Raw genomic sequence first — 15,991 nt, 5'->3', positions numbered from 1 at the left:
CTTCAAGGTTACGGCCTTGATCCGCCCCTTTAGCTCAGTCGGCAGAGCGTCTCCATGGTAAGGAGAAGGTCTACGGTTCGATTCCGTAAAGGGGCTCCGCGAGCGGGTGTAGTATGTCCACGCAGAGCGTGGGCTGTGCTCGCTCCGCGACGCCCTCTGAGGGTTGAACCCTCAGCCCCCCGCCAGGGGAACCCCGGGCGGTGCGGGTCGGGTGCTATAGCGGTGTAGCTCAGTCGGTAGAGCAAGCGGCTCATAATCGCTGTGTCGCCGGTTCAAGTCCGGCCACCGCTACGCGGGTGGGTGAGGTGGGTCCGCAGAAGGCGCGGACCGTACCCGCTCGGCCACTACACCGGGGGCCGAGCCCCCGGACCCCCGCCAGGGGGCAAGCCCCCTGGACCCCCCACTGTGGGGGCGTCTTGCGTTGAGCTGAGAGGAAGGTTCGGCAGTGGCTGCGACCGACGTGCGACCGAAGATCACGCTGGCGTGCGAGGTGTGCAAGCACCGCAACTACATCACCAAGAAGAACCGGCGCAACGACCCGGATCGTCTGGAGATGAAGAAGTTCTGCCCGAACTGCGGCACGCACCGGGTTCACAAGGAAACCCGCTAACCCCAGCTTTCGCAGGCGGCCGCCCCGGGGTCTCCCGCGGCGGCCGCTTCGCTGTGTCCAGGTGTCACTTGCCGCCGGCGGCCCGCCGATCGAAGACGACGTCGCGCGCGGTGGCCAGCGCGGTCGCGATGGCGCCGGTGAGGGCGGCTTCCACACCCAGTTCTCCCGCCACGATGTCGGGCCGGAGCGGGGTCACGTCGGCGATGGCGCGGTTCATCGGTTCGGTCAGCAGATCGGTGTTCTTGCCCACCCCGCCGCCGAGCACCACGAGTGCCGGGTCGATCACCGCGGCCACCGAGGACACCACGAAGGCGAGCCGCTTCGCCTCCTCCTCGACCGTGCGCAGCGCGCGTGCGTCGCCCTCGCGCGCCAGCCGGAAGACCTCCTTCGCGGTCGGCACGGACAGGCCGTGTTCGGCGGCGATCTTCACGACCGAAGGCGCCGCGGCGGCCGACTCCAACATCCCCTGCCTGGGCGGCGTACCCGGCGGCGGCCAGCCGTACGGCAGGTAACCCACCTCGCCGGCCGCTCCGTGCGCGCCGCGGAACAACTTCCCGTCGACCACGATCCCCATGCCGATGCCGGTGCCCACGGTCAGGCAGACGAACACGTCCACCCCGCGGGCGGCGCCGGCCTCGTGCTCGCCGATCGCCGCGAGGTTGGCGTCGTTCTCCACGACGAGGTCCGTGCCCACCATTGAGCGCAGCTCGTTGAGCAGCCCCCGGCGCTCCCAGCCCGGCAGGTTGGGTGCCCGGCGCAGCGTGGCCGACTCCGGGTCCGGCACCCCCGGCGTGCCGACCACCGTCGCGACCACATCGGGCATCCGCAGCCCGGCCTCGCGCACGGTGTGCTCCGCGCAGTCGCGCACCATCCGCATGATGGCGGCGGCCGACCGGGCGGTGTTCGGTTCGTCGAGCCGGGCCACCACGGTCCCGGACAGGTCCGCGACCGCCGCCCGGATCAGCCCGCGCCCGATGTCGATGCCCAGCACGTGTCCGGCGGCCGGGTTGACCTCATAGACCACGGCCGAGCGCCCCGGCCCGGCGACCGTACGGCCGGCCGTACGAACCAGGCCATGCTGCTCGAGGTCTAGCAGGGCCTGGCCGACCGTGGGCTTCGACAGGCCGGTGTCCGCGGCGATGCGTGGCCGGGTAGCGGGACCGCCGCCGCGTAGCCGCTCGAGCACAACGCGTTGATTCAGCTCACGCATGCTCGCCGGCGTGCCGACCCCCGGCGCCCTGTGCATGCACGCTCCCCTCGACTGTGCTGGTAGCTGTTAATCCGGCCGGCAGTGTCGCGAGCGCCGAGATGCACGTCGGCCGGCGGTCTCCCGGCCGGCTCACTTCCGGCCTCCTTGGCAACTCGTTACCCAGTTTAAAAGGGCAGCCCCTTTCGCCTGCCCTCCCACTATGTTAAGAAACCTTCTTAACGAATTCAGGGAGGCGTGCCGTGACATCACCCACCCAGGTCGCCGGGTTCGAGCGCCGGATCGGACCCGTCCAGGCGACCGCGATCAACATGACCCAGATGTGCGGGATCGGCCCGTTCGTCACCATCCCGGCGATGGTCGCGACGATGCAGGGTCCCCAGGCGATGTTCGGCTGGGTCGTCGGGGCGATCATCGCACTCGCCGACGGGCTGATCTGGGCCGAACTCGGGGCCGCCATGCCCGGAGCCGGCGGCACCTATCTCTACCTCCGTGAGGCCTTCCAGTACCGCACCGGGCGGCTGATGCCGTTCCTGTTCGCGTGGAGCGCGGTGCTGTTCATCCCACTGATCATGTCCACCGGGGTGATCGGCCTAATCAGCTACCTCGGCTACCTGGTGCCCGGCGTGGTCGACGGCAGCGGCGACACCACGCTGCTCGGGCACGTCATCGGCATCGCGGTCGTGGTCCTCGTGGTGTTCGCGCTCTACCGCAAGATCGGTGAGATCGGGAAGCTCACCACGGTCCTGTTCGGCGTGATGCTGTTCTCCGTGCTCGCGGTGGTCCTCGCCGCCTTCACGCACTTCAACGCGGGCCAGGCGTTCGGTTTCACCCAGGGCGCGTTCGGTGGCGGCGGGGCCTTCTGGAGCGGGCTCGGCGCCGGCCTGATCATCGCGATCTACGACTACCTCGGCTACAACACCACGGCCTACCTGGGCGCCGAGATCCGCGACCCCGGCCGGAACCTGCCACGGTCCATTGTGTACTCGGTCCTTGGCATCATGGCGCTGTACTTCCTGCTCCAGGTCGGCGTGCTCGGCGCGGTGCCGTGGGCGGAGATCAAGGACTCCACCTCGGTCGCCTCGCTGGTGCTGGAACGCACCTGGGGGAGCACGACCGCCAGGGTCCTCACCGTCGCGATCGTGGTGACCGCGTTCGGCTCGATCTTCGCCGGGCTGCTCGGCGGCTCGCGCGTGCCCTACGAGGCGGCGCGGGACAAGCTGTTCCTGCCCTGGTTCGGCCGCCTCCACCCCCGGCTGAACTTCCCGACGGTCGGCCTGCTGACGATGGGCGTGATCACCGCGGCCGGGTCCCTGTTCAGCCTCACCGACGTGATCAACATGGCGCTCGCGGTGCTGGTCGTCGTCCAGTCGCTGGCGCAGGCCGCCGCGATCGTCGTGCTGCGGCGACGCCAGCCCGAGCTGAAGCGGCCGTACAAGCAGTGGCTCTACCCCGTTCCGACGATCATCGCGGTCGCCGGCTGGGTCTACATCTTCGTCTCGGCCACCGCGCTGTCGATGTGGCTGACGCTGGGCTGGATCGTCCTCGGTGTGCTCGCCTTCCTGGTGTGGGCGAGGGCCGAGCGCACCTGGCCGTTCGGAGAGAAGGAAATCCAGGAGGCGTTCGTCCAATGAGGATCGTGTTCCCAGCCGTGGTGGCGCTGGCCGCCGCGCTGCTCACCGCGCCGGTTGCCGCGGAGGCCGCCCCGACCGGTCTGCTCACCCTCGGCAAGCAGGGCTGGCAGGTGCAGAGCAGCGCCGTTGCCACCGAAGCCGCCGAAAAGATCTCCAACCCGTCCTTCGACATTAGGGGCTGGCTGCCGGTGACGCCCGATGACGCGGGCGCACCCGGCACGGAGATCAACGCGCTGCTGCAGAACGGTGCCTGCCCCGACGTGTTCCACAGCGACAACATGCGCAAGTGCTTCGGCTACACGGACAAGGTCGGCCCGGTGACCGTGGCCCGGTTCGCCGTGCCGTGGTGGTTCCGCACCGACTTCACGCTGTCGGCGAAGACGACCGCGAGGCTGGTCATTCCGGGCGTCGTCGGCGAGGGCGACGTCTGGGTGAACGGCAGCCTGGTGGCCGGCAAGGACATGGTCAGCGGGGCGTTCGCCGGCCACACCTTCGATGTCAGTTCACTGGTCCACGCGGGCAAGAACTCGCTGGCCATCAAGATGTATCCGAACGACCCCACCAGGATGTACACCCTGGACCAGGTCGACTGGGGTCAGATCCCGCCGGACAACGACACCGGCATCCAGTATCCGATCCAGCTCCAGCTCTCGGACGTGCTGGCCGGCTCGAACGCGCACGTGGTGCAGCAGAACGCGGCGGATCTGAGCAAGTCGGTGCTGACCGCGAAGCTCGACGTCACCAACAGCGCGAACCGTACCCAACAGGGCGAGGTCAGCGCGACGATCACGCCTCCGGATGGCGGCACACCGATCGTGGTCAGCCAGACGGTCAGCGTTCCGGCGTCGAGCACGAAGACGGTTTCGTTCGCGCCCGTGACCATCACGCGGCCACGCCTGTGGTGGCCGTACTCGATGGGCGACCAGCCGCTCTACACGTTGAGCACCTCGGTTTCCCAGGACGGCAAGGTGTCCACGACCTCCCGTGACACCTTCGGCATCCGCACGGTCAGCTCCCGGTTGATCGGGAAATCGCCGCAGGCGCCAGACGGCGCGCGGATCTTCGGCGTGAACGGCAAGGAGTTCGTGTTCCGCGGCGGCGGGTTCGCGCCCGATCTGTTCCTCCGGTATTCGGAGGACAATGTGGCGCGCCAGATCGCGCTGATCCGCAACCTCGGCCTGAGCGGTGTCCGGCTGGAAGGTCACGACATGCCCGCGGACTTCTACGAGCAGATGGACCGCGCCGGGCTGCTCGTGCTCGGTGGTTTCCTCTGCTGCGACGCGTGGCAACCCGATTCGGAGGCGAACCTGACCGCGCGCGACTTCCGCATCATGCATGACTCCGCTCGCGGCATCGGTGAGCGCGAGCGCAACCATCCGAGCGTCATCACCTACGGGTGGAGTGACAACGAACCCTTGCCGCGGCAGGAAACCGAGTCGCTCGCCGGGTTCGCCGAGGCGGACTTCCAGGTGCCGATCATCGCGTCGGCCGAATACAAGAGCACGAAGAAACTCGGCCCGTCGGGGGAGAAGGAAGGCCCGTACGACTGGGTGCCGCCGACCTACTGGTACGACAGCTCGCATTACGATTCCGGCGACGACAGCCGGACGAACGTGGGTGGCGCCTGGGGATTCGCGAGTGAGCAGAGTGCCGGGCACACCGTGCCCACGCTGGACTCGATCAAGAGCTTCCTCTCGCCCACCGAACAGGCGAAGCTCTGGCAGGACCCGGGGTACAACCAGTACCACGCCAATTTCGAGCCGGGCCACGGCGGTTACGCCTTCGGCACGCTCTACACCTTCGACACCGCACTGGCCGCGCGCTACGGGCAATGGTCCGATTTGGACAGTTACGTGAAGCTCGCGCAGTTGGCCAACTACGAGAACACGCGGTCGCAGTTCGAGGCGTTCCTCGCGCACTCGACGAACAAGACGAACCCGTCGACCGGCGTCGTGTACTGGCAGCTCAACAAGGGCTGGCCGACGCTGCTCTGGTCGTTGTACAACTACGACGGCGACCAGCCGGGCGCCTACTACGGTGCGCAGAAGGCCAACAAGCCGCTGCACGCCCTGCTCACCTACGACGACAACACCGTCACGGTGGACAATCTCGGCGCGGCCACCCAGAGCGACCTGTCCGTCCGGGCGAGGGTCTACGACCTGAACGGCAAGGTGCTCGACGACCGGCAGGCGAGCGGGATCTCGCTGGCGAGCCAGCAGGTCCTGGGCGGTGTGCTCAAGCCCGAGGTGCCCACGCTACCCGCCTCGGAGCCGGCCTACTTCGTCGAACTCGTGGTGAGCCAGCACGGAAAGGTGGTCGACCGCAACGTCTACTGGCGGTCCACGCAGGAGGACGTGGTGGACTGGTCCGCCACCCAAGGAAATCCGCAGGCGACGATGAAGCAGTACGCGAACCTGCAGGCCCTGCAGACGCTGCCCAAGTCGAGCGTCAGCGTGAAGACCACGAATTCGTCGGGTAGGACCTCGGTGACCATCACGAACACGTCGAACACGGTCGCGTTCTTCGTCCGCGCGGACATCGCGGGGGCGCGGTGGGCCACTTGGGACGACAACGACATCGTGCTCTGGCCCGGGCAGTCGCAGGTCCTCACCGCCCGCTACGACGGGGGCGTGAAACCGGTCGTCCGGATCTCGGGCTTCAACACACCCACGGTGACCGGGTGAGCGAACTCGTCCTGGGCATCGATTTCGGCGGGACGAAGGTCGCCCTCGGAATCGCCGACCGGGCCGGGCGTCTGCTCGAGCAGACACGGCTCGGCACCGACCCGGCCGGGGGAGCCGAGCAGGTCGTGTCGCGGGCGCTGACCGCCGCGCGCGACCTGCTCGCCGGGCGGGCGCCGGCCGCGGTCGGCGTGGTCAGCCCGGGCATCGTGCTACCGGAGAAGATCCTGCTCGCGCCCAACGTGCCCGGGTGGGGACGGCTACGGCTGCGCGAGCTGGTGGCCGCGGAGTTCGGCCCCGCGGTTACCGTGGGTACCGACGTCAAGGCCGCAGGGCTCGCGGAGACGCGCTGGGGCGCACTGGCCGGGGCCGACCCGGCGGTGTTCCTGTCACTCGGTACGGGCATCGCGGCGGCGATCGTCGTGGGCGGGCGTGTGCTCGCCGGAGCCAACGGTGCCGCCGGGGAGATCGGCTACAACCTGCGCGGCGCGGGCGACACCGCGTCCTTCGCCGAAGGCGCTGCGCCGCTGGAGGAGGCCGTCGGCGGGCGCGGGCTCGGCATGCGGGCCAGCGAGCGGCTGGGCCGCGACGTCACCGCGGCCGAACTGTTCGGCTTGGCGCGAGACGACGCCGTGGCCAAGGCGGTGGTATCCGAGGCGCTGGACGAACTGTCGGTCCACGTGGCGAACCTGGCGATCACCCTCGACCCGCGGCGAATCGCGGTCGGCGGCGGCTTGCTGGGTTCGGCCGAGATCATCCTGCCCGCGCTGCGGGAACGGCTGGCCAACGCCGTGCCGTTCCCGCCCGAACTGGTCGCCGCGCACTTCACCCAGGACGGCGCGCTACGCGGCGCCATCGCACTGGCCGGCTCCGCCTAAGGCCGCAGCAAGGATCCGGTGCTCAAAACCCCGACCCCTTGCCATATCGCCAGCAGAACGACGACCGGCCGTTAACGGACGACCGCGGACGCCTTGCCGAGCACGGTCTTGCCGTCGAACTTCGCCGTGATGTCGATGCGAGCGGTGCCGTCGTCGCGGACCTCGATTACCTTGCCGGTGAACTCGACGAGCGCTCCCTTCTCGTCGTCGGGTACCACAACGGGACGGGTGAACCGGACGCCGTAGGACACCAGGCGACCCGGGTCGCCGAGCCAGCCGGTGACGAGCCGGCCTGCCAGCGCCATGGTGAGCATGCCGTGCGCGATCACGTCCGGCAGCCCCACCTGCTTGGCGAAACGCTCGTTCCAGTGGATGGGGTTGAAGTCCAGCGAGGCGCCGGCGTACCGGATCAGGCGGTCCCGGGTCACCCGCACGCTCAACGGCGGCAACTCCTCGCCAACCGAGTAGCTCACGCGCCCTCCCCTCGAACGACCAGCTGTGCGCTGGTGGTGCAGATCAGCTCGCCATCGGACCCGGTGATCTCGGCGTGAACGGTCAGGAAATCGTTGCCCGCGCGTGCCATGACATCCTTGACGCGCGTCGTGACCTGGAGCTCGTCGCCGGCGTGGACGGGCCGCGTGTAGGTGAAGCTTTGGTCGCCGTGCACCATGCGCGAATAGTCGAGCCCGAGTTCCGGATCCTCCACGATCGTGTTGATCGCGGCGAGGTTGATCACGGTCAGGAAAGTCGGTGGCGCGATCACGTCCGGATACCCGGCGGCGCGAGCCGCCTCGGGATCCCGGTAGAGCGGGTCGGGGTCAGCGATCGCGTCGGCGAACTCCCGGATCTTCTCGCGCCCCACGGCATAGCTGCTGGTCGGCGGGTAGGTCCGCCCGATGAACGACTGGTCCAATGGCACCCAAGCAGGCTACCTTCCCGCGGCCCGCGAAAACCCGCCTGTCACGCCATCGTGGCCCGGTTTCGCCGCACATGCCCCGGCTCACCCCGCGAGTCGGCCTTTCGCAACGGGCGAGTCGGCCTTTCGCGACGCGCGCGTCCGGCTTTCGCGACGCGCGAGTCCGGCTTTCAGGTGGTGCGAGTCCGCCCTCCGTGGCCTTCGAGCTCCCGCTCCCGTTTCCGCTTCCGGATCCGGAAACCGGATTTTGGACAATGTTCGCCAGCGGCAGCCCACATATCCCGGATCTCACATTCGCCGGATCTTTCCTTGTCAGCCTCGCAAACGTGTCCGGGGTCCTTCTTGTGCTCGTGCTGATCACCTGAACACTCGACTGTTGGAGGTAACCGTGTCGACTTCCGCACCGGGCGCGGAAACGACGTTCCGGGTCTTCCTGCCCGACGGCTACGACGACCACCCCGGGCAGCGCTCCCGCGTGCCGTACCTGCTGCACGGCGGGAATCAGGACTACAAGTGGTGTGACCGACGACGGCGACGCGCGGAAGATCACCGCCGGGTTCGGAGTCATCGTCATGCCCGACGGCGGGCACGGAGGCTGGTGCAACTTCGGCTTGGGCAGGGCCACCGGAGTGGGAGACCTTCCACATCGGACAGCTCGTGCCGTGGGTCGACGCCAACTTCCGGACCACGAAAACCGCGCGCTCGCGGGCTTGTCGATGGGTGGTTTCGGGGTGATGAGCTATGCCGCGAGTCATCCCGGGCTCTTCGCCGAGGCCGCGAGCTTCTCCGGAGCGGTCGATCTCAACAGCATTCCCGCCACCCTGACCGTCGAGGCACCACTGGCCGATCTTCGGATCCCGACCGCGGTATGAGGCCCGCGCCCGCTCAGTAACCCGCGTTGGCAGCAACACGATCCGTGGCACATCGCGAAATCCTGCAAGGCACGCACCTCGCGGTCTACACCGGCAACGGGTTGCCCGGGCCTCTCGACGGCCCACTCACGCTGCCGGACCTGACCGAGTTGTGGATCCATCGCTCCTCGGTGGCCTTCGACGAGAAGCTGACCGCACTCGACATACCGCACACCTTCGTCGACTACGGTCCGGGCACCCACTCGGCGCCGTACTGGCAGCGCGACCTTCGCCAGGAGCCGCCGGCCATGATGGCGGTCAGCGGATGAGCGGAAGCACGGCGTCGGCCATGGCACGCTGGCCCTTCGCGTTGGGGTGCAGCGCTTCCGCCGGCGAGGTCGGGACAAGGTCCTCCACCCACTTGGTGTCGGATTTGGTGCACATGTCGTGGCCCTTGCTCGGCGTGGCGGTGTCGGCGAACCCGGCCTTGTGCGCCTTGGCCTGCTCGGCGAGCATGTCGTTCAGCTTTTCTTCGGATTCGCGCAGGTAGGCCACGTCGCCCGCACCCAGCGGTACGAAGGGCCAGCAGCCGTTGCCGTCGGGCAGCGCGGTCGGGTAGCCAACGACGATCACCTTGGCCTTGGGCGCTTTCGTGTGAATGCGGTCGAGCACCGCGGCCACCTTGGACGCGGTGGCCTGGATCCGCTCGGCGAGCTGGTCGTGGCCGCCGGCGGTCATCCGGTCCCGGCACGGTGAGGTGTTCGGGTTGAGCGTCGCGCATTCCCTGGCGAGGCTGATGAAGCCGACGTCGTTGCCGCCGATGCCGATGGTGACCAGTGTGGTGCTCGCGTTGACCGCGTCGAGTTGTGGCGGGTTCGTGCCGTTCTTGGTCTGCTGCGCGGAGGTCATGTTCGCCGTGGTCGCGCCGCTGCAGCTGACGTCGGCGAACCCGGCCGGCCTGAGCTCGGCCGCGATCAGGTGCGGGTAATTGTTGTCGGACCGGGCGCATCCCGGCGGACCACCGGCCTGCGCACCGGTCTTGGGCGAGGAGGTGTAGGAGTCTCCGAGCGCCACGTACCGCCCGGTCCCACCGCCCGTTTCCGATCCAGGCGGCGCGGGAGGCTCCGCCGACGACCCCTGCTGGGATTTGAGGTACCCGAACCCGATCAGGCTGGCGACGACCACCAGCAGGATCAGCCCCCCACTGCCTTTGTTAGCCACGGTCTGTTTGTACGCTATTCGTGGCCGGTCCATCACTCACCGATTGGGTGACGGCCGCTCCTGGGCGCGAAGATCGCCGATCGGGGTGATATCAGGACAGGAGTTCGAGCACCGCGTCGGCCATGGCGCGTTCGCCTTTCGCGTTGGGGTGCAGCGACAGGGCGGGGGCGGACGGAACCAGGTCTTCCACCCACTTCGTGCTGGCCTTGGTGCACATGTCGTGGCCCTTGCTCGGCTTCGTGGTGTCGGCGAACCCGGCCTGATGCGACTTCGCCTGCGCGGCGAGCGTCCGGTTGAACCTGGCCGCCGATTCGCGCAGGTAGGCGACGTCGTCCGGGCCGAGTGGGAGGAACGGCCAGCAGCCCGTCCCGGCGGGCAGCGCGGTCGGGTAGCCCACCACGATCACCCTGGCCTTCGGCGCCTTTCCGCGGATGCGGTCCAGCACGTCGGCGATCTTGGGCGCGGTGGCGTCGATCCGTTCGGCGAGTTGGTCCCGTCCACCGGTGTCCAGCCTCGCCCGGCACGGCGAAACGTTCCGGTCGTTGGTGGCGCAGTCCCTGGCCAGCCCGATGAAGCCGACGTCGTTGCCGCCGATACCGAGGGTGACCAGCGTGGTGTCGGCGTTCACCGCGTCCAGCTGGGGTGGGTTCGTGCCGTTGTTCGTCTGGTGTGGACCGGTCAGGTTCGCCGTGGTCGCGCCGCTGCAGCTGACGTCGGCGAACTCGGCCGGCCTGAGCTCGGCCGCGATCAGGCGCGGATAGTTGTTGTCGGATCTGTCGCATCCCGGCGGGTCACCGACCGGTGCGCCGGTCCTCGGCGAGGCGGTGTAGGAGTCGCCGAGCGCGACGTACCGGCCGGTGCCACCGCCGATGTCTGAACCCGGTGGCGCCGGAGGCGCGGCCGACGAGTCCTGCTGAGGCCTGAGGTAGAAGACCGCGACAACCGAGCCGGCGGCGGCCACCAGCACGATCAGCAGGAGGCCCAGGCGGCGCCCCCGGCGAGAGTCTGCTCCGTTACCCACATGTCCGGTTGTACCCGTTGATCAGCGTTTGATTCGGGCACAGCCCGGAGTTACCTCGCTTCGGAGAGCAGGTTGCCGACCCTCGTGACGCCCTCGACCAGGTCCGCTTCGGCGAGGGCGTAGGAGAAGCGGAAGTAGCCGGGGGTACCGAACGCCTCACCGGGCACGACGGCCACCTCGGCCTCACGCAGGATGAGGTCCGCCAGTTCCAGCGTGTCCGCCGGCCGCTCGCCGCGGATCTCCTTGCCGAGGACGGACTTCACGGAGGGGTAGGCGTAGAACGCGCCTTGTGGGGTCGGGCAGTCCACGCCCGGGATCTCCGAGAGCAGCGACACGATCCGCTTGCGGCGCGCGTCGAACGCCTCGCGCATCTGGTGGACGACGTCCAGCGGCCCGGCGACGGCGGCCAGCGCGGCCCGCTGCGAGATGTTGGCCACGTTGCCGCACAGGTGCGTCTGGTAGCTCGACGCGGCCTTGACCACGTCCTGCGGGCCGATGATCCAGCCGACCCGCCACCCGGTCATCGAATACGTCTTCGCGACCCCGTTGAGCACCAGTGTCCGGTCGGCCATCTCGGGCACCACGACCGGCAGCGAGTGATTCTCGGCGCCGTCGTAGAGCAGGTGCTCGTAGATCTCGTCGGTGATCACCCAGATGCCGTTCTCGTGGGCCCACCGGCCGATGGCCTCGATCCGCTCACGGGGGTAGACCGCGCCGGTCGGGTTGGACGGCGAGTTGAACAGCAGCACCTTCGTGCGGTCGGTGCGCGCGGCCTCCAGTTGCCCGACGTCGACCAGGTAGCCTGTCGACTCGTCCGCGGTGACCTGCACGGGCACCCCGCCGGCCAGCTTGATCGACTCCGGGTAGGTGGTCCAGTACGGCGCCAGCAGGAGCACCTCGTCGCCCGGGTCGAGCAGGGTCGCGAAGGCGGAATACACGGCCTGCTTTCCACCGTTGGTGACCAGTACCTGGGTGGAAGCCACTTCGAAGCCGGTGTCGCGCAGCGTCTTGGCGGCGATGGCCGCACGCAGCTCCGGCAGGCCCGCGGCGGCGGTGTAGCCGTGGTTGGCGCGGTCGTGCACGGCCGCCGCGGCGGCTTCGACGACGTGGTCCGGGGTGGGGAAGTCGGGCTGACCCGCGCCGAAGCCGATCACCGGGCGGCCCTCGGCCTTGAGCGCCTTGACCTTCGCGTCCACGGCGAGCGTGGCCGACGGCGTGATGCCGGCGATCCGGGCCGAGATGCGGGGACGGGCGGTGATGGTCGCGGGAGAACTCATGGTCTCCATGGTGGCATGCCGGCGGTGTGATCCAGCACGCAGGGCGGGGGTGAGGAGGCCTCGGTTGCGAGCCTGTCCAGGCCTTGCCGTAGACTGCCGAACTTGGGACGTCCGGGGCTTCGCTCCACCGGGAGGTGGGGTTGGTTGAGGGTGTCCAAGCGAGCTGGCCGGTAGCTCGAAGGGGTGTAGCTCAAATGGCAGAGCAGCGGTCTCCAAAACCGCAGGTTGCAGGTTCAAGTCCTGTCACCCCTGCGTCGAGATAGGCGGTGCGACGGAAGACGAAGATCGGCGAGAGTCATCGGCGTCGTCTTCCGGACACAACTACGGAGGAGTGGTCGTGAGCGACAGCGACGCCAGCGGCGAGAAGGACCAGGAGCCCAAGCGGGCTTCCCGGCCGGTCACCGCTGCGGCTCGGCGTGAGCGCCGCGCCTCCGCGCGCCCGGCGGGCAAGGCCACGGCCAAGGAAACCGAGAAGGCGCGTCCGGCGGTGAAGGCGTCCTCCACGGAGGCCACCGAGACCGTCAAGAAGGGGCGGGCGACCCCCAAGCGGGATCGCAAGCAGAAGAAGACCTCGCCGATGGCGAGGCTGGTGCGGTTCATCCGCGAGGTGTGGGCTGAGCTGCGCAAGGTCATCTGGCCGACGCGCAAGCAGATGATCACCTACACCACCGTGGTGCTGGTCTTCGTGGCCGTCATGGTCGCGTTGGTCTACTTGCTGGACTTCGCGTTCCGTAAGGGCGTGTTCTGGCTGTTCGGCTGAGCGCCAGGCGCGCGGGCCAGCACGAACACCATGAGCAACTGAGAGGACGGAACGTGACCTCCGAGAATGGCGTGGCAACCGGCGACGAGTACGACGAGCCGGGCGAGGCACAGGCCGACCTCGAACCGAGCGCGGTCGGTACCGACGCGGTCACCGAACCGGAGCCGGCTGAGGACGACCCGGTGGCCAAGCTCCGCAAGGAGCTGCAGTCTCTGCCGGGTGAATGGTACGTGGTGCACTCGTACGCGGGGTACGAGAACAAGGTCAAGAACAACCTCGAGACCCGGACCCAGACCCTGGACGTCGAGGACTACATCTTCCAGATCGAGGTGCCCACCGAAGAGGTCACCGAGATCAAGAACGGTCAGCGCAAGCAGGTGCAGCGCAAGGTCCTGCCCGGCTACATCCTGGTCCGCATGGAGCTGAACGACGCCTCGTGGAGCGCGGTGCGCAACACGCCGGGCGTCACCGGGTTCGTGGGCGCCACCTCCAAGCCCTCCCCGCTGAGCGTCGACGAGGTGCTCAAGTTCCTGGCGCCGAAGGTGGAGAAGGCCGCGCCCGCGAAGGCGAAGGGCGAGACCGCCGCGGCGGAGGCCGCGCTGGGCGGCACGCCGGTCGAGGTGGACTTCGAGGTGGGCGAGTCGGTGACCGTCATGGACGGCCCGTTCGCCACGCTGCCCGCCACGATCAGCGAGGTCAACACGGACGCGCAGAAGCTGAAGGTGCTGGTGTCGATCTTCGGCCGGGAGACGCCGGTCGAACTGTCGTTCAACCAGGTCTCCAAGATCTGACGGCCGCCTGGCGGCCGTTGGCCCTCGCCGCTGGCAGGTGCGCGGGGGAAGTTGTACTGAATAGGACAAAGGAATGCCACCCAAGAAGAAGAAGCTTGCGGCGATCATCAAGCTGCAGATTCAGGCGGGTGCCGCGAACCCGGCTCCGCCGGTCGGCCCCGCGCTGGGTCAGCACGGTGTCAACATCATGGAGTTCTGCAAGGCCTACAACGCCGCGACCGAGTCGCAGCGCGGCAACGTGGTGCCGGTCGAGATCTCCGTGTACGAGGACCGCTCGTTCGACTTCAAGCTCAAGACCCCGCCGGCCGCGAAGCTGCTACTCAAGGCCGCCGGTGTGGAGAAGGGCTCTGGCGAGCCGCACAAGACCAAGGTCGCCAAGGTGACCTGGGACCAGGTGCGCGAGATCGCCGAGACGAAGAAGAGCGACCTCAACGCCCACGACATCGAGCAGGCCGCCAAGATCATCGCCGGCACCGCCCGGTCCATGGGCATCACCGTCGAGTAGCTCACGGTCGCAGGACCCTCATCGCCGCGCTGCCGCGCGGCAGTGTTGAACCCCGTGGGAGGGCCAGGCGCTGGCCCGTCACCACACTGATCCAAAAGGACAGAGCATGGCAAAGCGCAGCAAGGCCTACCGTCAGGCCGCCGAGCTGATCGACCGCGAGCGGCTGTACTCGCCGCTCGATGCCGCGAAGCTCGCGAAGGAAACCTCGAAGACGAAGATGGACGCCACGGTCGAAGTGGCCATGCGTCTCGGCGTCGACCCCCGCAAGGCCGACCAGATGGTCCGCGGCACCGTGAACCTGCCGCACGGTACCGGTAAGACCGCCCGCGTGATCGTGTTCGCCGTCGGGGACAAGGCCGCCGAGGCCGAGGCCGCCGGGGCGGACGTGGTCGGCAGCGACGATCTGATCGAGCGCATCCAGGGTGGCTGGCTCGACTTCGACGCCGCGATCGCGACGCCGGACCAGATGGCCAAGGTCGGGCGGATCGCCCGCATCCTCGGTCCGCGTGGCCTGATGCCGAACCCGAAGACCGGCACGGTGACCCCCGCGGTCGGCAAGGCGGTCACCGACATCAAGGGCGGCAAGATCAACTTCCGGGTGGACAAGCAGGCGAACCTGCACCTGGTGATCGGCAAGGCGTCGTTCGAGCCGGAGAAGCTGGTGGAGAACTACGCCGCCGCGCTGGACGAGGTTCTGCGCGCGAAGCCGTCGGCCGCGAAGGGCCGCTACCTGAAGAAGGTGACCTTCTCGACCACCATGGGCCCGGGCGTTCCGGTCGACCCGGCGCGCACCCGCAACCTCCTCACCGAGGAAGCGACCGCCTGACACGACTCAAGCGAAAGACGGCCCGGCAACATCGTTGCCGGGCCGTCTTTTCGCTTCGTGTCAGCCGGTGGTCGGCGAGGCGCTGGGCGGGCGGCAGGTGGCCGGGCCCGGCTCATGCCCGGTGACCAGCCACTGTCCTTTTTCGACCTTTGTAACGACGAACACACCGAGTGCCGGTCCTCCGCTGATGGAGAACGAGCAGGAGTCGACCCGCACGGTGTCGCCGCCCTGGTCGGAGACGTAGCTCGGAATGGACTCGGCGTAGGCGTTGATGTCGGTGACCTGTGCATGCAGCGCGAACACGGCTTGGCGGCAGTCGGCGAAACCCATGTCCGTCGCGAACTTCTGCTGGATGTCCTCGCGGAACCGGCCGCAGGCCCTGGTCGCCATGTCCTCCGGATTGGGGTCCTTCTGGGCAATGGCGTCGTAGACGGTGCGGACCGCCTCGTACGGCTGGGTCGAGAGGATCTTGTTCGTGTGGTACGTCCCGCCGCCGGTCTCGGAGGCGGGACGGTTGTCGTCCTGGCTGGGGAAGAAGTATTCGTAGGCGAACTTCCCGGCGATCAGCAGCACCAGCAGGAAGAGGAACGCCGAAAGCAGCTTGCCGGCCAGCCGTTTCGCCCACCTGGGCGCCCTGATCCTGGGGCGCGGCGCGGGAAGCTGCGGCGGCGCTGTGACCTGGACCGGGCCACCGGGCGGCGGCGCCGGCGGCCCACTCTGGCCCGGCACCAGTTGGCCGTTCTGACGTTGGGCTTCGGTGAACCGCAGATAGTCCTGGAACTGCTGGAACTGCTGGAACTGCCGCAGTTGCTC

The 15,991-nt window shown here is 68.4% G+C and carries 17 protein-coding genes and 3 tRNA genes; 13 read left to right on the top strand and 7 right to left on the bottom strand.

Going from position 1 to position 15,991, the window contains the following annotated elements; genetic code table 11:
* The first annotated feature begins 23 nt into the window (after window positions 1-23).
* From VJT49_RS32100 to rpmG, 3 genes are all read left to right on the top strand, one after another.
* Window positions 24-96, top strand: a tRNA-Thr gene (locus VJT49_RS32100).
* 122 nt (window positions 97-218) lie between these two features.
* Window positions 219-291, top strand: a tRNA-Met gene (locus VJT49_RS32095).
* Between the two features lie 154 nt (window positions 292-445).
* Entirely contained in the window at window positions 446-610 is a 165-nt protein-coding gene (gene rpmG / locus VJT49_RS32090; protein ID WP_005453176.1) for a 50S ribosomal protein L33, read from the top strand.
* Window positions 611-674: 64 nt separating this feature from the next.
* On the opposite strand, the gene VJT49_RS32085 is transcribed toward rpmG, so the two are convergent.
* On the bottom strand, window positions 675-1,856 hold the full coding sequence (locus VJT49_RS32085; RefSeq protein WP_324168731.1) for an ROK family transcriptional regulator: 1,182 nt from the start codon (window positions 1,854-1,856) through the stop codon (window positions 675-677).
* A 203-nt stretch (window positions 1,857-2,059) separates the two neighbouring features.
* Here VJT49_RS32085 and VJT49_RS32080 point away from each other — a divergent pair, with 203 nt between their 5' ends.
* From VJT49_RS32080 to VJT49_RS32070, 3 genes are read left to right on the top strand one after another with little or no spacing between them, the layout of a single operon-like run.
* On the top strand, window positions 2,060-3,451 hold the full coding sequence (locus VJT49_RS32080; protein ID WP_324168730.1) for an APC family permease: 1,392 nt from the start codon (window positions 2,060-2,062) through the stop codon (window positions 3,449-3,451).
* A complete protein-coding gene (locus tag VJT49_RS32075; protein ID WP_324168729.1) occupies window positions 3,448-6,135 on the top strand; it encodes a glycoside hydrolase family 2 protein in 2,688 nt (895 codons plus the stop codon). Before VJT49_RS32080 ends, VJT49_RS32075 begins: the two co-directional genes overlap by 4 nt.
* On the top strand, window positions 6,132-7,010 hold the full coding sequence (locus VJT49_RS32070; protein WP_324168728.1) for an ROK family protein: 879 nt from the start codon (window positions 6,132-6,134) through the stop codon (window positions 7,008-7,010). The genes VJT49_RS32075 and VJT49_RS32070 overlap by 4 nt, the downstream gene beginning before the upstream one ends.
* A 71-nt stretch (window positions 7,011-7,081) precedes the next feature.
* Here VJT49_RS32070 and VJT49_RS32065 read toward each other — a convergent pair whose 3' ends face one another.
* Together VJT49_RS32065 and VJT49_RS32060 are read right to left on the bottom strand one after the other, a co-directional pair.
* Entirely contained in the window at window positions 7,082-7,483 is a 402-nt protein-coding gene (locus VJT49_RS32065; protein WP_324168727.1) for a MaoC family dehydratase, read from the bottom strand.
* Window positions 7,480-7,929, bottom strand: a complete 450-nt coding sequence (locus VJT49_RS32060) for a MaoC family dehydratase N-terminal domain-containing protein (protein ID WP_324168726.1) — start codon at window positions 7,927-7,929, stop codon at window positions 7,480-7,482. The genes VJT49_RS32065 and VJT49_RS32060 overlap by 4 nt, the downstream gene beginning before the upstream one ends.
* Window positions 7,930-8,444: 515 nt before the next feature.
* On the opposite strand from VJT49_RS32060, the gene VJT49_RS32055 reads away from it, so the two are divergent.
* Together VJT49_RS32055 and VJT49_RS32050 are read left to right on the top strand one after the other, a co-directional pair.
* Window positions 8,445-8,798, top strand: a complete 354-nt coding sequence (locus VJT49_RS32055; protein ID WP_324168725.1) for an alpha/beta hydrolase-fold protein — start codon at window positions 8,445-8,447, stop codon at window positions 8,796-8,798.
* A gap of 44 nt (window positions 8,799-8,842) precedes the next feature.
* Window positions 8,843-9,106, top strand: coding sequence for a hypothetical protein (locus VJT49_RS32050; RefSeq protein ID WP_324168724.1), 264 nt, complete (start codon window positions 8,843-8,845; stop codon window positions 9,104-9,106).
* Here the strand turns inward: VJT49_RS32050 and VJT49_RS32045 are convergent.
* The 3 genes from VJT49_RS32045 to VJT49_RS32035 form a co-directional block, all read right to left on the bottom strand.
* The gene (locus VJT49_RS32045; protein ID WP_324168723.1) at window positions 9,096-9,998 is read right to left on the bottom strand and encodes an SGNH/GDSL hydrolase family protein; all 903 of its coding nucleotides are present in this window, start codon (window positions 9,996-9,998) and stop codon (window positions 9,096-9,098) included. The two genes, VJT49_RS32050 and VJT49_RS32045, sit on opposite strands and share 11 nt — an antisense overlap.
* 91 nt (window positions 9,999-10,089) lie before the next feature.
* Window positions 10,090-11,019: an SGNH/GDSL hydrolase family protein gene (locus tag VJT49_RS32040; RefSeq protein ID WP_324168722.1), complete on the bottom strand. Its 930-nt coding sequence runs from the start codon at window positions 11,017-11,019 to the stop codon at window positions 10,090-10,092.
* A 50-nt stretch (window positions 11,020-11,069) separates the two neighbouring features.
* Window positions 11,070-12,296 carry a pyridoxal phosphate-dependent aminotransferase gene (locus VJT49_RS32035; protein ID WP_324168721.1) on the bottom strand — a complete coding sequence of 409 codons (1,227 nt, stop codon included), beginning with the start codon at window positions 12,294-12,296 and terminating at the stop codon, window positions 11,070-11,072.
* Between the two features lie 179 nt (window positions 12,297-12,475).
* Between VJT49_RS32035 and VJT49_RS32030 the strand changes: the two genes are divergently transcribed.
* The 5 genes from VJT49_RS32030 to rplA all read left to right on the top strand — a co-directional run bounded on the left by VJT49_RS32030 (window position 12,476) and on the right by rplA (window position 15,178).
* Window positions 12,476-12,548 (top strand) — tRNA-Trp (locus VJT49_RS32030).
* A 79-nt stretch (window positions 12,549-12,627) separates the two neighbouring features.
* Entirely contained in the window at window positions 12,628-13,056 is a 429-nt protein-coding gene (secE, locus tag VJT49_RS32025) for a preprotein translocase subunit SecE (RefSeq protein WP_324168720.1), read from the top strand.
* 53 nt (window positions 13,057-13,109) lie between these two features.
* On the top strand, window positions 13,110-13,847 hold the full coding sequence (nusG, locus tag VJT49_RS32020) for a transcription termination/antitermination protein NusG (RefSeq protein ID WP_324168719.1): 738 nt from the start codon (window positions 13,110-13,112) through the stop codon (window positions 13,845-13,847).
* 73 nt (window positions 13,848-13,920) lie between these two features.
* The gene (gene rplK, locus VJT49_RS32015; RefSeq protein WP_324168718.1) at window positions 13,921-14,352 is read left to right on the top strand and encodes a 50S ribosomal protein L11; all 432 of its coding nucleotides are present in this window, start codon (window positions 13,921-13,923) and stop codon (window positions 14,350-14,352) included.
* A gap of 106 nt (window positions 14,353-14,458) precedes the next feature.
* Window positions 14,459-15,178 carry a 50S ribosomal protein L1 gene (gene rplA / locus VJT49_RS32010; protein ID WP_324168717.1) on the top strand — a complete coding sequence of 240 codons (720 nt, stop codon included), beginning with the start codon at window positions 14,459-14,461 and terminating at the stop codon, window positions 15,176-15,178.
* Window positions 15,179-15,238: 60 nt separating this feature from the next.
* On the opposite strand, the gene VJT49_RS32005 is transcribed toward rplA, so the two are convergent.
* A partial coding sequence (locus VJT49_RS32005) for a hypothetical protein (RefSeq protein ID WP_324168716.1) occupies window positions 15,239-15,991 on the bottom strand: 753 nt, incomplete at its 5' end.

It is taken from the genome of Amycolatopsis sp. (assembly GCF_035276945.1).
In the GTDB taxonomy this organism is placed as follows: domain Bacteria; phylum Actinomycetota; class Actinomycetes; order Mycobacteriales; family Pseudonocardiaceae; genus Amycolatopsis_E.
The sequence above is the reverse complement of the archived record's forward strand: the minus strand, read 5'-3'. Positions and strand labels throughout refer to the sequence as shown.